Origin of the sequence: Neopararhizobium haloflavum (assembly GCF_002750855.1) — a bacterium.
Lineage (GTDB): Bacteria > Pseudomonadota > Alphaproteobacteria > Rhizobiales > Rhizobiaceae > Georhizobium > Georhizobium haloflavum.
Genome location: NZ_NWUC01000007.1, coordinates 274,600 through 288,620, shown reverse-complemented (window position 1 = coordinate 288,620; position 14,021 = coordinate 274,600). Strand labels below are relative to the sequence as shown.

The window sequence follows — 14,021 nt, the reverse complement described above, 5'->3', positions numbered from 1 at the left end:
GCCATCTCCTTGATGCAGATCAACGAGCGGAACCCCTGGGCGAGGTAGGAGCGGAAGTGTGATGCCCGAGCCGGCCCGGAGCGTGCCAGATGGATGACCGATTTTTCGATCCCAGATCGATAGCCGTGATAGGCGCGAGCGAACGCAAGGGCTCGATCGGGCGCGCCGTGGTCGAAAATGTCATGGCGGGCGGATTTGCCGGCACGCTCTGGCTGGTCAACCCCAAGTACAAGACAATCTGGAATCGCCGGTGTTACCGGGATGTGGCGAAGCTGCCGCAGGCGCCGGATCTTGCGGTGATCGCCGTGCCGGCAAGCGCGGTGCGCACGGTCGTGGAGACATTGGCTGGCCTTGGTGCGGGCGCAGCGATCCTCATTACGGCCGGATTCAGCAAGGACGACCAGGCCACTTTGGCCGCCATCGCCAGGCGCGGCAAGATGCGGCTGTTGGGCCCGAATTGTCTCGGTCTCATTCTCCCTCATGTCGGCGTCAATGCCAGCTTCGCGCCAGTCACACCCGACAAGGGGCGTCTCGCATTCCTGTCGCAGTCAGGCGCCATCCTCACGTCGGCTCTGGATTGGGCAAGCGCGAGGTCGATCGGCTTTTCGGGCATGGTGTCACTGGGCAATGCGATCGATATCGATCTGCCCGAATTGATCGACCACTTCGCTGATGATGCGAAGACTTCGGCGATCCTGGTCTACCTGGAGGCGGTGCTCGACGCGCGGAGTTTCCTGTCGGCTGCGCGGAGAGCCGCGCGGCTCAAGCCAGTCGTCGTCATGAAAGTGGGTCGGCATCCCGAAGGTGCCCGCGCGGCGTTATCACATACCGGCGCGCTGACGGGCTCGGACCTTGTTTACGATGCGGCCTTCCGCCGCTGCGGACTGGTACGGGTTCACGCGCTCGAAGAGCTGTTCGATGCGGCCGAGCTTCTCAGCCGTCAGCGACCCTTCACGGGAGAGAGCCTCGCGATAGCAACCAATGGCGGCGGCGCCGGTATCATCGCCGCGGACCGACTGCTGGATCTGAATGGTCAGCTGGCACGCCTGGGACAGGAGACGCTGCGAAAGCTTGATGGTGTGCTACCGGCAAGCTGGCCCCGTGCAAACCCAGTCGACATCATCGGTGATGCCGATGGTCAGCGCTATGCAGATGCTGTTGCAGTGTTGCTTGATGACCCCGCCGTGCACGCTGTTCTGGTACTGCGCTGCCCGACCTCCGTCTCGTCGGCGGAGGAGACCGCCCGACGGGTTTGTGAGACGGTATCGGCGCATCGCAATGCACGTGACTGGCACAAGCCCGTCATGACGTGCTGGCTCGGCGGCCGCTCGGTTGAGGGAGCGCGCCGGCTCTTTGAGCAAGCGGCGATCCCGACTTTCGATTCACCGGAGGACGCGATCCGCGCACTGGCACATCTGGTGGCTTTCTCGCGTGGTCGTGAGACCGTGATGCGCCAACCAGACCGCACGGAGCAAAGCCTTTGCGTCGATGACCGGTCAGCACGTGCCCTGGTCGCCGACCGGCTTGCGTCGGGCACCCATGTGCTGAGCGAAAGCGACACCAAAGCCTTGATCGCAACCTATGGTGTGCCTGTCGCGCCTACCGAATTCGCAGCGACGCCAGACGAAGCCGAGGGCGTCGCTGCAAGGTTGCTTTCGGACTCCGCAGACGGTCGCGCGCTCGTTCTGAAGATCGTTTCGCCCGACATCACCCACAAGAGCGATGTCGGCGGTGTTCGGCTCGGGCTCAAATCCCCGGAGCAGGTGAATGCGGCTGCGAGGGAGATGCTTGCAGGCGTCAAGAAGGCGCGGCCCCAAGCGATCATAGCCGGCTTTGCCATTCAGCCGATGATCGAGCGTAGCAAGGCCCACAAGCTGATCGTCGGCATCAGTCACGATCGCACATTCGGAGCGACAGTCCTTGTCGGAGCGGGCGGAACGGCCGTCGAGGTGCTGGACGACAAAGCGGTGGAGTTGCCGCCGCTCGATGACAATCTGGCAAGGGCCATGCTCGCTCGTACGCGCGTATCCCGCCTTCTGAGGGGATATCGGCACGTGCCCCCGGCGAACATCGAGGCGGTTGTCGACACGCTCATGCGGTTGTCGCGCCTGGCGCGTGATCTGCCAGAGGTTACCGAACTGGATGTCAATCCATTGCTGGTCGATGAGAAAGGCGTCATTGCGCTTGATGCCCGCGCAATTCTCACGCCGGTGCACGATCGTTCTGACCGGCACCTTGCGATCGCGCCATGGCCGGAGGGCGTCGAGACAAGTCGGCGCGACAATGCGCGCCGTGCCATCATCATCAGACCGATCATGGCCACCGATGAAGCGCTGTACCCGACATTTTTCGAGAACATGGCGGCGGAAGATATCCGAATGCGGCTTTTCGCGGCCCGCAGACATTTTGACCATACGGATTTTGCACGCTGGACCCAGATCGATTTCGATCGGGAAATGGCGCTCGTAGCCATCGATGCAGTCTCGGAAGATCTATTGGGTGTCGCACGGTACACGGCCGACAGCCAGGGTCTCGATGCCGAGTTTGCCCTGATCGTGCGTAGCGACCGACAGGCTCAAGGCATAGGGGGGATGCTGTTGCGTGAGTTGATCAGCTATGCGACCGCCTGTGGCCTTAAGCGGCTCCATGGGCTCGTCCTCAATGCCAACGGCCGCATGCGCGCACTCTGTCACAAACTCGGCTTCTTGGAGCAGCCATCGCACGACGAGGTCGATGCCGTGCTCGTTGTGCGTGAATTGTCTCTCGGTCAAACGCGCAACGCGATCCGGTCCGATTTCGATACCTCACACGAAATGCGGCAACAGCGTTCGACACGAAAGATCGAGAATCTGCACCCTTTGGCCTGACACCATGGAGCACTACCGCGATGATTGATACGGCCGGCTACAAGACCATTCTGGAAGCCCGACGGGAGGAACTGCGCCGCCGGCGCGAAAGGATCGGCGCGGATCTGCATCAACCGGGTGATCGTGACTTGAATGATCAGGCGATCCAGCGAGAGAACGACGAAGTGTTGACGGAAATGGACGAGGACGCTTTTGAGGAACTGCGCCGGATCGACGCAGCGCTCGAGAGGATCCGGTTGGGCACCTATGGCTCGTGCGCTGTGTGCGGGGCGGAGATCTCGAGCGCGCGGCTTGAGGCGGTTCCCACAGCGACCCGTTGTCGCGACTGCGCGCTGTGATCAGTGGCGCCATCAAATTTGCTGGCATCTGGACCACGATGACGATACGACGGCATCCGCATGATGCGCGCTCTTCGCGGGCGCGCGCAATTTCGGAGAGCACGTGGACAATCGCCCCATTGCCGGTACCGATGCGAAAAGCGAAATGCGTGCCTGGCAGGCCGTGTTGGCACGCTATCGGCAGCCCGACCCTGCGCGCAGCCTGTTCGAGTTGGGCGCGACCGTGGTGCCGTTTGTCGCGTTGTGGTCGCTAACGGCCCTTGCCGTCGTGAACGGATATTGGTGGGGCCTCGTCCTGACCGTTCCGACCGCCGGTTTCCTCGTTCGCCTCTTCATCCTGCAGCATGATTGCGGACATGGTACGCTTTTCGCCCGCCGCGGCGTAAACGACTGGATCGGGCGGATCATCGGCGTCGTGACGCTCACTCCCTACGACTACTGGCGTCGCACGCACGCCGTCCACCACGCGACGGCGGGCAATCTGGACAAGCGGGGCCTTGGCGACATCACGACGCTGACTGTCGCCGAATATCGTGCCCTGTCTCGGCTCGGCAGGGTGCGCTACCGCCTCTATCGTCATCCGCTAGTGATGTTCGGTCTCGGCCCGGCCTGGCTGTTCATCTGCCAGTATCGGTTGCCGGTTGGACTGATGCGCGCCGGTGCTTCGCCCTGGACGTCAACGCTCGCCACCAATCTGGCGATCGCGGCGCCCGTTGCCGGCCTCATGTGGCTCGTCGGTGTGGTGCCGTTCCTCCTGGTGCAGTTGCCGGTGACGCTGATGGCGGCGACGGCCGGCGTCTGGCTCTTTTACGTCCAGCACCAGTTCGAGGAAACGCACTGGTCGGATGGCGAGGATTGGAACTTCCATCACGCCGCCCTGCATGGCAGTTCGCATTATGATCTGCCGCTGCCGCTGCGCTGGATCACCGGGAACATCGGTATGCACCATGTCCATCATCTTTCGGCGAAGGTTCCGTTCTATCGCCTGCCGGAGGTCTTGCGGGACCACCCGGCTCTTCACGACATCGGCCGCATCACGTTTATCGAGAGTCTGCGCTGCGTCAAACTCGTCCTGTGGGACGAACGGGCAGGCCGGCTCGTATCATTTCGCGAGGCCCGTCTTGCTGCGGCCTGATTGCCGGGTGTGACCGGACCAGATCCTATTGGAATGTCCGAGCCATCGGTCGGCTGCGTCGCAGGTAGCGTCCGCGTGGCTGATTTAATGCATCTGCAAGCTGGCGCTTGGATGAGCTTCATCCAGGACCGCCGTCACGGCCGCCGTCATCGCGTCGAAACGTTCCAGGGCGGCGGCCCGGAGTGCCTCGACCTGAACCCGGTCGGCGTTGGTGACCAGGGCGCGTTCGAGGCTTTCGTAGGCGGTGAGAAACGCTCGGGCATGGGCGGACGTGTCGCCATATTCGACCAGATCGAGCGCGCGTCGTCGCACGGCCAGCCCGTCGGACACGTTGGCATTCTCCTGGCTGGCGATATGGCGACGGAGGGAATCGAAGTCGTTCATCTTGATCCTGTTGGCAGCGTCCTTGTCCCTTCGGGCACCCATATCTCAAAATACGAGATACGGAAATAGCGGTATATCCCGTAAATGGAATTTCTGTCGGCTCCACACGCGGTCGTTTCCTCGAACGCACTGAGGGTTCAGTCGGAAAGCTCGCGCATGACCTTGATGAGATCCGATTTGCCTTCAAAGCCGATGCCGGGCAATTCGGGCATGACGATGTGGCCCGACTCCACTTGAACGGCATCCGGGAAACCGCCATAGGGCTGGAAGAGGTCCGGATAGCTTTCATTGCCGCCTAGACCGAGGCCGGCCGCGATGTTGAGCGACATCTGATGGCCCCCGTGCGGAATGCAGCGTTTTGGCGACCAGCCACACTGCTCCAGTACATCCAATGTCCGAAGATATTCGACCAGGCCGTAGGACAAGGCGCAGTCGAACTGTAGCCAGTCGCGGTCTGATCGCATCCCGCCGTAGCGCAGGAGGTTGCGTGCATCCTGGTGCGAGAAGAGGTTTTCGCCGGTCGCCATCGGACCCGGATAGAATTCCGCCAGCGCAGACTGCAATGCATAATCCAGCGGATCGCCGGCCTCTTCGTACCAGAAGAGCGGATAGTCGCGCAGCATCTTGGCGTAAGCGATGGCTGTCTCAAGATCGAAACGGCCATTGGCATCGACGGCGAGCTGCGCCTCGGAACCGATTTCCGCGAGCACGGCCTCGATCCGGCGGCGGTCGGCATCAACCGTGTCCCCGCCGATCTTCATCTTCACCACGGTGTACCCGCGATCCAGATAGCCGCGCATCTCCGCGCGAAGTGCCGTGTCGTCCTTCCCAGGGTAATAATAGCCACCGGCTGCGTAGACGAAGACCCGCGGATCGGCCTCTCGGTCATGACGCTCGGCCAGGAGCCGGAAGAGGGGCTTGCCGGCAATCTTCGCCGTCGCGTCCCAGATTGCCATGTCGAGCGTACCGACGGCGACGGAACGCTCGCCATGGCCGCCCGGCTTTTCGTTCTGCATCATCGCTGTCCAGATGCGGCGCGGATCGAGGTTGTCACCCTGCTCGTCGATCAGGCTCTTGGGGTCGGCCTCAAGAATGCGATCGCGGAAACGCTCGCGGATGAGTCCGCCCTGCCCATAGCGGCCATTGGAATTGAAGCCGTAGCCGACGACCCGGCGGCCGTCCCGCTCGACATCGGTGATGACGGCGACGAGGCTTGCCGTCATCTTCGAGAAATCGATATAGGCGTTGCGGATCGGCGATGCGATCGGCTTGGTGACTTCGCGAATGTCGATGATGCGCATGGTAAAGCTCCCTGGTCTGCCTGGTCTGATAGACCTCGATGCGGGCCAAAGGCCAATGCCATGATCGGATCGCCTCATGCGGGAGATGCATTGCCCATGGATATGGACTGGCTCCAGGATTTTCTGACGCTCGCTCGCGAACGGCATTTTTCAAGGGCCGCGGAGTCGCGCCATGTCTCGCAACCGGCCTTCAGCCGGCGCATCCGGGCCCTGGAAGACTGGGCAGGAACCTCGCTTTTCGAACGGGGCTCGCAAGGGGCGACGTTGACTGCTGCGGGCGAAGCGCTGGCTCCGGTCGCGGAGGCGGTCGTGGGTTCCCTCGGCCGCGCCCGGCGTGACATCCAGGCCATAGGCGCGCAGAACGGTGGTGAAATCGCCATCGCGGCGACGCATGCCCTGTCCTTCACCTTCTTCCCCGGTTGGATCAGGAGGCATTTGCGTCTCGATGCGTTCGGTGCGCTCAGCCTTGTCTCCGACAGCATGGAGGGGTGCGAGCGGATCATGCTGGCCGGAGAGGTGGATTTTCTGCTCTGCTACGATCATGAAAAGCAGGAGGGTTTGTTCAGTGACGAGCGGTTCGAGAGCCTTGTCATCGGCACGGACCGGTTGATTGCTGTCTGTGCGCCGGATGCCCAAGGGCGTGCGCTCTTCACTCTTGCGGATCGACGGGGAAAGACGCTGAGTTACAGCCAATCTTCCGGCCTTGGCCGCATTCTGGCGGTGCACGCGGCCGCGCAAGGCGGCGACATGGCCTCAGAGCCGCTTCTCACCTCGCATCTCGCTGCGACACTGATGACCATGGCGCGCGAAGGACACGGCATTGCCTGGTTGCCAGTGACGCTGGCAGCCGACGATCTGGATAATGCAAGGCTCGTGCGCGCCGGCGATGCCGCCGCCGACGTGCCACTGCAGATCAAACTGTTTCGTCCATCGACGCGTCGAAGCGCTGCTGCCGAACGGCTCTGGGCGGACCTTGTATCGGGACAGGGCGTGCCCCAGCGTCAGGCCGCCGCATCGGATACTGGGTCCACCTCGTCGTCACCGCGCGCGCCCTTGAGGTAGAGCGCGCACGTCGTGCGCAGCATCGAAGCGAAGTTCGGGATCGACCCGTTGATTTCGATCGCCTCGTCATAGAGCGTCGAGATGAATTTCGGCGTGGTCAGGCCCTGTGAGGCTGCGATCTCGTCCAGAAGGCGCCAGAATGCACCCTCCAGCTGAATGCTCGTGGAGTGCCCTCCGATCCGCATGGATCGGTTGATCTGTCTGTAGCCGTCCGGGTCCTGGCCGGCAAATACCTTGCACACGGTTGGCCTCCCGCTGTTGTTCTTGCTCGTCAGGCGCAGACCATGGCGCGCCGAGGAGATGGTAAGCGAATTTTCCCGCGAGTCATGATGTTGATCAAGTCGGACTTTCGTCCTCACGCGCACAATCGCGCGAGCATCGCCGACCGGGCCGCGCCGGCGGAGTGGTAACCGGCTGCCACCACGGGCTGATCGTTGCGGCTCATAGTGCATCGATGGATGGGGCGCGACAATGGCCGTCGGCGATCCCGTGAAATGCATGAGGAGGAGCTGTTTGGCCAAGGCAATCCATATGATGGTCCGTGTTCTCGACGAGCAACGGTCGGTCCGTTTCTACGAGAAGGCGTTCGGCCTCGATGTCGCCGACAGGTTGGATTTCGAGGATTTTACGCTCGTTTATATGTCCAATGCCGAGTGCGCGTTCGAGGTCGAGTTGACCGTCAACAAGGGGCGCACCGAGCCCTACGATCTGGGCGATGGTTATGGCCACATCGCTTTTTCGGTCGATGATCTCGACCGGGAACATGCCCGCTTCACCGCCGCAGGCCTCTCGCCCCGCAAGATCGTGGAATTCAATCGCGACGGCGCGCTCCTGGCGCGCTTCTTCTTCGTCGCCGATCCCGACGGCTACCAGATCGAGGTTCTGCAGCGACACGGGCGATTCAAATAAAGCCATCCGGCACCGGGAGGCGTGCCGACTACTGTGGAGGAGACCGAAATGACAACCGTTTACAAGGCGCCGGAGGGCATCTCACGGCGTGACCTGCTCAAGCGAGGCGGCGCTGTCGGTGCGGTGGCGCTGCTCGCCGTCAGCGGCAGCACGATTGTGAGCGTCGATCGCGTTTGGGGCATGGAGACGACCGCTCTCAAGCCTGAGACGATGGCAACGCTCATCCAGATGGCGCGCGACATCTACCCGCACGATCAACTCGCCGACAAATACTACGCCGTTGCCGTCAAGGAGCATGAAACGAAGGCGGGAGCCGACGAGACCCACAAGTCCTTGATCGAAGACGGCATTGCTGACCTCGACGGCCGCGCCGGCGAAGGAGGCTACCGCGCGCTGGGCTGGGAGGACGATCGCGTCGCCATCCTCAAGGAGATCGAGGACACGCCCTTCTTCCAGGCGATCCGCGGCGGCCTCGTGGTCGGCATCTACAACCAGCCCGAGGTCTGGCCGATCTTTGGGTATGAGGGCGAGTCCTACTCGCAGGGCGGCTACATCAATCGCGGCTTCGACGACATCGAGTGGATCTGACCGCGATCGTCGTCACAACTGCTTTGCTTGGGAGGAAAGACCATGGCAGCGCCATATGATCTCACCGACGACAGTGTCGTCGTCATCATCGGGTCTGGGGCCGGCGGCGGGACGCTCGCCAACGAACTGGCCCAGAAGGGCATCGATACCGTCATCCTGGAGGCAGGTGCGCGGCATGAATACGACAGCTTCGTCAATGACGAGTGGGCCTCCTTTTCCCAGCTGTCCTGGCTGGACAACCGCACCACGTCGGGCGACTGGCGGGTCTCGCGCGATTTCCCCAACCTGCCGGCGTGGATCGTCAAGGCGGTCGGTGGGACAACGACCCATTGGGCCGGCGCGTCGCTGCGTATCCAGGAGCACGAGTTCAATGCACTGACCAACTACGGGGCCGTCGAAGGGGCGAACCTGCTGGATTGGCCGATCGGCTATGATGATCTCGAGCCCTATTACACGAAGGCTGAGGACAAGATGGGCGTGACCGGCACCAATGGCCGCGAGCGCCTGCCGGGCAACAACAATTTCAAGGTCCTGGAAGCTGGCGCGAAGGCGCTCGGCTACAAGACGTGCCACACCGGCAACATGGCGATCAATTCGGCCGACTATGACGGTCGCATGTCGTGCCAGCAGACCGGATTTTGCTTCCAGGGATGCAAATGGGGCGCCAAATGGTCGACGCTCTATACGGAAATCCCGAAGGGGGAAGAGACGGGCAAGCTGGAAGTGCGGCCAAACAGTCAGGTGCTGACGATCGAGCACGACGATTCCGGCAAGGTCACCGGAGTGGTCTATGTCGACAAGGACGGAAACCAGCAGCGACAAGCGGCGCGGATCGTCTGCGTCGCGGGCAATTCTATCGAAAGTCCGCGCCTTCTGCTCAATTCCGCGTCCTCCAAGTTTCCCGACGGCCTTGCCAATGGATCCGGGCAGGTCGGAAGGAACTACATGCGCCACCTTACCGGTTCGGTTTATGCGATCTTCGAAGAGCCGGTGAACATGCACCGGGGAACGACGATGGCCGGCATCATCCAGGACGAAGCCCGGCATGATCCCTCGCGTGGCTTCGTCGGCGGCTACGAACTGGAAACGCTCTCTCTCGGCCTTCCATTCATGGCAGCGTTTCTTGATCCGGGAGCCTGGGGTCGGACCTTCACGACGGCGCTCGATCACTACAACCACATGGCGGGGATGTGGATCGTCGGCGAAGATATGCCGCAGGAAAGCAATGCCATCACGCTGCATGCGGAACTGAAGGATGCGCACGGACTGCCAATCCCCGACGTGCGCTTCACCGATCACCCCAATGACGTTGCGATGCGCAATCATGCCTATCAACAGGGCCAGGAGCTCTACAAGGCCGTCGGAGCCACGCGCACCTTCCCGACGCCGCCTTATCCCTCCACGCACAATCTGGGCACCAACCGGATGAGCGAACGGCCGGAGGATGGTGTCGTCAACAAATGGGGACAGGCGCACGAGATCGACAATCTGTTCGTGTCGGACGGCAGCCAGTTCACCACCGGTGCGGCGGAAAACCCGACCTTGACGATCGTGGCGCTGGCAATCCGGCAGGCCGACTATATCGCCGAACAGATGGGGTCTGGAACGATCTGAGGTTCATTCCGCCCGCGCATTGCGGGCAGACAATATCGGCATGAAACACCGTCTCAGGAGATGCGCTTTTCCTGGGGCGGTGTTTCCGTGTGAAGCTTGAGGGTGGCAATGAGATCGCTGAAGCGGTCGCCTTGCACCACGATATGGCTGCGCAGCAGGCTCGATGTGCGATCGGCATCGCCGTCGAATATCGCCTGAACGATACCGTCATGCTCGGCGTAGGAGGACGGCAAGCGATTGCGCACGCGCAACTGAAGGCGGCGGAACGGGCGCAGCCTGCGATGAAGGGCCAGACACTGTTCTGCCAGGAACTGGCTGTGGCTCGCCTTGTAGATGGCGCGGTGAAACACCTCGTTGTCGTAGTAGTAGGCGTCCGTCTCGCCGTTGGCGGCGGACTTTGCGCATTGCGTATGGGCAATGCGGATCGCCTCGCGATCGGCTTCCGAGCAACGTCGTGCGGCCAGTGCGCCAGCCAGCCCTTCCAGTTCGGCCATCACCTCGAACATTTCGTAGAGACGCTGTGGTCCGATCTCCACCACGATGGCGCCGCGCCGCGGTCTGATCTCGACAAACCCGCTGGCGCTGAGCTGCATCAAGGCTTCCCGAACGGGCGTGCGCGACACGCCGTATCGATTGGCGAGCTGGGTTTCGTCGAGGCGCGATCCCGGTTTGAAATCTCCCGTCACGATACCGTTCTCGATCTCGTCGCGCAGTGTCTGAACGGTGTTGACCGGCATTGAGGTGCGTCCTTCAAAATGCAAGAGCCGACTTCTTGCATACAAGAATGTTGACATCGTGTGCAAGATGGCGATTGATAGCGCCAGTTCGGCAGGGAGGCCGAATAACCAAGGGAGGTATCTCGATATGATTTTGAAGAATTCGCTCAAGGCCCTTGCCTGCGTCGCCGTGATCGGCGCCGTGACAGGTGTCGCCCACGCTCAGACGACGCTGCGCGCTTCGCACCAGTTTCCGGGCGGCAAAGGCGACATTCGCGACGAGATGGTGCAGTTGATCGCCCGAGAGGTCGCCGCGGCCGACGTCGATCTGGAGATCCAGGTCTTTCCGGGCGCCTCGCTCTACAAGCCCAACGACCAGTGGAATGCCGTTACGCGCGGCATCCTGGACATGACATCGTTCCCGCTCGACTACGCTTCCGGTCGTCATCCCGAATTTTCCGCTACCCTGATGCCGGGGCTGGTCGGCAGCTTCGACCGGGCAGAGCGGCTGAATGACTCAGAGTTCATGACCGACATCAAGGCGATCGTGGAAGAAGCCGGCGCGATCGTGATCGCCGATGCATGGCTATCCGGTGCGTTCGCCTCGAAGCAAAACTGCATAACGACCCCGGAAACAGTGGACGGACAGGTCATCCGTGCTGCCGGACCGGCATTCGAGGAAATGCTGGCAGCGGCCGGCGCGTCGATCACGTCGATGCCGTCTTCGGAAATCTATACCGGCATGCAGACCGGCGTTCTCGACGCCACGAATACCTCGTCCGCGAGCTTCGTGTCCTACCGCTTGTTCGAGCAGGTGAAGTGCCTGACCGCGCCGGGGGAGAATTCGCTGTGGTTCATGTATGAGCCGGTGCTCATGTCGAAGACCGTGTTCGAGGGCCTGACGCAGGAACAACAGGACGCCATCATGGCTGCTGCCGAAAAGGCCGAAGCGTATTTCAACGAAGAAGTGCGCAAGGGCGATCAGGCAATGGTGGACACGTTCACTGAAGCTGGTGTCGAAGTGGTCGAGATGTCGAAGGAAGATTATGACGCCTGGCTCGAAGTGGCGCAGGAGTCGGCTTACAAGACTTTCGCCGAGAACGTCGAGAACGGTCAGGAACTGATCGACAAGGCGCTGGCCGTCGAGTGATCCAATCATACGGGGCGCCGCGCATAGATTTGCGGCGCCCTGTCTGAAATTTCAGGCGGACAAGCGGAACAAGACCCATGGTACAGCTCTACATCAGGGCGGTAAGCAACGTGTCACGCGCGCTCGGCGTCGTGGCGACGCTGCTCATCATCGCGGCGATGGTGGTCGTCTGCCAGATGATCGTCGTTCGTTACATTCTCGGCTGGGCGACAATCTGGCAAACCGATTTCGTCGTCTTTTCCGCCACGGCGGCCATCTTCGTCGGCGCACCCTATGTGTTGTTGAAGGGTGGGCATGTCGGCGTCGATGTGGTCGAGATGATGGTCGCGCCGAAGACACGGTCCATCCTCAAGCTCATCGGTCAGTGCCTCGGCCTGGCTTTCTGCCTCATCATGGTGTGGGCGAGCTGGATCCAGTTCCACGAAGCCTATGTCAATGACTGGCGCCAATCGACGATCTGGGCGCCGCCGCTGTGGATTCCACTGTCCGCGCTGCCAATCGGCTTCGGCATGCTGTGCCTTCAGTATGTAGCGGAGATTCTGCACACCCTCACCAGTCCGGTCGCCAAGGAGACCGGTGTGATCGCCGAGCTCAAGGCTTCCGGAGAAGCCGGAGCCCTGTCGGCTGCCAAGGATACACAGCCATGAGCCCCACCACGTCTGGTCTGCTGATCGTCGGCGGTCTTTTCGCCCTGCTCGCAACGGGCATGCCGATCGCATTCGCGCTTGGCCTTGCCGCCGTGACGGCGTTGCTGCTGCAGGGCGGCATGGGCATGATGTTCGTCCTGTCGGAAACGATGTATTCCGGCATCGCCAATCTTGCCTATGTCTCGATACCCATGTTCGTCGTCATGGGTGCCGCCGTTGCATCCTCCCCCGCAGGCTCGGACCTTTATACCTCGCTCGACCGGTGGCTCAATCGCCTGCCGGGCGGGCTCGTTCTGTCGAATATCGGGGCCTGTGCGATCTTTTCCGGCATGACGGGCTCGTCCCCTGCGACCTGTGCGGCCATCGGCAAGATGGGCATCCCGGAAATGACGCGGCGCGGCTATCCGAATTCTGTCGCTGCGGGCTCCATCGCGGCTGGAGGCACACTCGGCATTCTGATCCCGCCTTCTGTCACGCTGATCGTCTACGGCATCGCGACGGAGACGTCGATCGGCCGTCTTTTCATGGCCGGCGTCTTTCCCGGCATCATGCTGACGGCGATGTTCATGACGTGGGCGCTGATCGACTGCAAGCGCAAGGGCTATGAATTCCAGGCGCGTGCGCTGCGCTACACGCTGAAGCAGAAGCTGGAGACGCTGCCGCGCGTGCTGCCGTTCCTGCTGATCATCGTCGGGGTCATGATCACGCTTTACGGCGGGATTGCGACGCCTTCCGAGGCGGCCGGCGCCGGCGCAATGCTGACGCTTCTCGTCGTCATTCTCGCCTACCGGCTGTTCCGCATGGGCGCGATCAACACCATCTTCGGCTCCGCCATGCGCGAGAGCGTCATGATCATGATGATCATGGCGGCCGCGGAGCTTTTTGCCTTCGCACTGTCGTCGCTGTTCATCACGCAGACGCTGGCCGCCGTCATTGCCGATCTCGAGGTGAACCGATGGGTTCTCATGGGGATCATCAATGTGTTCCTGCTGATATCGGGCATGTTCCTGCCGCCGGTCGCGGTCATCGTCATGACGGCGCCGCTGCTCTTCCCGATCGTCACACAGGCCGGGTTCGACCCCTACTGGTTCGCGATCGTCCTGACGATCAACATGGAGATCGGGCTGATCACGCCACCGATCGGTCTCAACCTCTTCGTCATCAATGCAATCGCGCCAGACATCCGCACGAAGGAGGTGCTGTGGGGTGCGCTGCCCTATGTGCTGGTCATGATGTTGGCCATCCTGATCCTTTGCGTCTTCCCCGGCATCGCCACGTGGCTTCCCAATCAGATGATGGGAGCAGCCTGA

14 protein-coding genes are annotated in these 14,021 nt (G+C 61.8%); 10 read left to right on the top strand and 4 right to left on the bottom strand.

The annotated features are described in order from the left end of the window. The first annotated feature begins 89 nt into the window (after positions 1-89). From CN673_RS16315 to CN673_RS16305, 3 genes are all read left to right on the top strand, one after another. Entirely contained in the window at positions 90-2,867 is a 2,778-nt protein-coding gene (locus CN673_RS16315; RefSeq protein ID WP_099867427.1) for a bifunctional acetate--CoA ligase family protein/GNAT family N-acetyltransferase, read from the top strand. A gap of 20 nt (positions 2,868-2,887) precedes the next feature. After that, on the top strand, positions 2,888-3,205 hold the full coding sequence (locus CN673_RS16310; protein WP_099867426.1) for a TraR/DksA family transcriptional regulator: 318 nt from the start codon (positions 2,888-2,890) through the stop codon (positions 3,203-3,205). Positions 3,206-3,350: 145 nt separating this feature from the next. Continuing rightward, positions 3,351-4,340, top strand: coding sequence for a fatty acid desaturase (locus tag CN673_RS16305; protein WP_099867494.1), 990 nt, complete (start codon positions 3,351-3,353; stop codon positions 4,338-4,340). Positions 4,341-4,424: 84 nt separating this feature from the next. Here CN673_RS16305 and CN673_RS16300 read toward each other — a convergent pair whose 3' ends face one another. Continuing rightward, the gene (locus CN673_RS16300; RefSeq protein WP_157928925.1) at positions 4,425-4,724 is read right to left on the bottom strand and encodes a hypothetical protein; all 300 of its coding nucleotides are present in this window, start codon (positions 4,722-4,724) and stop codon (positions 4,425-4,427) included. A gap of 137 nt (positions 4,725-4,861) precedes the next feature. Further along, positions 4,862-6,025 (bottom strand): mandelate racemase/muconate lactonizing enzyme family protein, encoded by a 1,164-nt coding sequence (locus CN673_RS16295; protein ID WP_099867424.1) that lies wholly within the window; start codon positions 6,023-6,025, stop codon positions 4,862-4,864. Positions 6,026-6,085: 60 nt separating this feature from the next. Here CN673_RS16295 and CN673_RS16290 point away from each other — a divergent pair, with 60 nt between their 5' ends. Then, a complete protein-coding gene (locus tag CN673_RS16290; RefSeq protein WP_245409956.1) occupies positions 6,086-7,087 on the top strand; it encodes a LysR family transcriptional regulator in 1,002 nt (333 codons plus the stop codon). Here CN673_RS16290 and CN673_RS16285 read toward each other — a convergent pair. Beyond that, on the bottom strand, positions 7,027-7,329 hold the full coding sequence (locus tag CN673_RS16285; RefSeq protein WP_099867493.1) for a ribbon-helix-helix domain-containing protein: 303 nt from the start codon (positions 7,327-7,329) through the stop codon (positions 7,027-7,029). The genes CN673_RS16290 and CN673_RS16285 overlap by 61 nt on opposite strands. A 271-nt stretch (positions 7,330-7,600) precedes the next feature. On the opposite strand from CN673_RS16285, the gene CN673_RS16280 reads away from it, so the two are divergent. Genes CN673_RS16280 through CN673_RS16270 form a run of 3 tightly spaced genes read left to right on the top strand, consistent with a single transcriptional unit; the run spans position 7,601 to position 10,198 of the window. Beyond that, positions 7,601-7,996: a VOC family protein gene (locus CN673_RS16280; protein WP_099867422.1), complete on the top strand. Its 396-nt coding sequence runs from the start codon at positions 7,601-7,603 to the stop codon at positions 7,994-7,996. A 48-nt stretch (positions 7,997-8,044) separates the two neighbouring features. After that, on the top strand, positions 8,045-8,584 hold the full coding sequence (locus tag CN673_RS16275) for a twin-arginine translocation signal domain-containing protein (protein WP_099867492.1): 540 nt from the start codon (positions 8,045-8,047) through the stop codon (positions 8,582-8,584). A 42-nt stretch (positions 8,585-8,626) separates the two neighbouring features. Beyond that, positions 8,627-10,198, top strand: a complete 1,572-nt coding sequence (locus tag CN673_RS16270; protein WP_099867421.1) for a GMC family oxidoreductase — start codon at positions 8,627-8,629, stop codon at positions 10,196-10,198. Positions 10,199-10,251: 53 nt separating this feature from the next. Here CN673_RS16270 and CN673_RS16265 read toward each other — a convergent pair whose 3' ends face one another. Further along, on the bottom strand, positions 10,252-10,935 hold the full coding sequence (locus CN673_RS16265) for a GntR family transcriptional regulator (RefSeq protein ID WP_099867420.1): 684 nt from the start codon (positions 10,933-10,935) through the stop codon (positions 10,252-10,254). A gap of 127 nt (positions 10,936-11,062) precedes the next feature. On the opposite strand from CN673_RS16265, the gene CN673_RS16260 reads away from it, so the two are divergent. The 3 genes from CN673_RS16260 (at position 11,063) to CN673_RS16250 (ending at position 14,021) form a co-directional block, all read left to right on the top strand. Then, on the top strand, positions 11,063-12,064 hold the full coding sequence (locus tag CN673_RS16260; protein WP_099867419.1) for a TRAP transporter substrate-binding protein: 1,002 nt from the start codon (positions 11,063-11,065) through the stop codon (positions 12,062-12,064). 77 nt (positions 12,065-12,141) lie between these two features. Next, positions 12,142-12,711 carry a TRAP transporter small permease subunit gene (locus tag CN673_RS16255; protein WP_099867418.1) on the top strand — a complete coding sequence of 190 codons (570 nt, stop codon included), beginning with the start codon at positions 12,142-12,144 and terminating at the stop codon, positions 12,709-12,711. After that, positions 12,708-14,021 carry a TRAP transporter large permease gene (locus CN673_RS16250; RefSeq protein ID WP_099867417.1) on the top strand — a complete coding sequence of 438 codons (1,314 nt, stop codon included), beginning with the start codon at positions 12,708-12,710 and terminating at the stop codon, positions 14,019-14,021. The genes CN673_RS16255 and CN673_RS16250 overlap by 4 nt, the downstream gene beginning before the upstream one ends.

Coding starts and splice junctions, on each gene's coding strand:
- CN673_RS16265 (WP_099867420.1), bottom strand. CDS start 10,935: ATGCCGGTCAACACCGTTCAGACACTGCGCGACGAGATCGAGAACGGT.
- CN673_RS16275 (WP_099867492.1), top strand. CDS start 8,045: ATGACAACCGTTTACAAGGCGCCGGAGGGCATCTCACGGCGTGACCTG.
- CN673_RS16315 (WP_099867427.1), top strand. CDS start 90: ATGGATGACCGATTTTTCGATCCCAGATCGATAGCCGTGATAGGCGCG.
- CN673_RS16290 (WP_245409956.1), top strand. CDS start 6,086: ATGATCGGATCGCCTCATGCGGGAGATGCATTGCCCATGGATATGGAC.
- CN673_RS16255 (WP_099867418.1), top strand. CDS start 12,142: ATGGTACAGCTCTACATCAGGGCGGTAAGCAACGTGTCACGCGCGCTC.
- CN673_RS16310 (WP_099867426.1), top strand. CDS start 2,888: ATGATTGATACGGCCGGCTACAAGACCATTCTGGAAGCCCGACGGGAG.
- CN673_RS16295 (WP_099867424.1), bottom strand. CDS start 6,025: ATGCGCATCATCGACATTCGCGAAGTCACCAAGCCGATCGCATCGCCG.
- CN673_RS16300 (WP_157928925.1), bottom strand. CDS start 4,724: ATGAACGACTTCGATTCCCTCCGTCGCCATATCGCCAGCCAGGAGAAT.
- CN673_RS16305 (WP_099867494.1), top strand. CDS start 3,351: ATGCGTGCCTGGCAGGCCGTGTTGGCACGCTATCGGCAGCCCGACCCT.
- CN673_RS16270 (WP_099867421.1), top strand. CDS start 8,627: ATGGCAGCGCCATATGATCTCACCGACGACAGTGTCGTCGTCATCATC.
- CN673_RS16250 (WP_099867417.1), top strand. CDS start 12,708: ATGAGCCCCACCACGTCTGGTCTGCTGATCGTCGGCGGTCTTTTCGCC.
- CN673_RS16260 (WP_099867419.1), top strand. CDS start 11,063: ATGATTTTGAAGAATTCGCTCAAGGCCCTTGCCTGCGTCGCCGTGATC.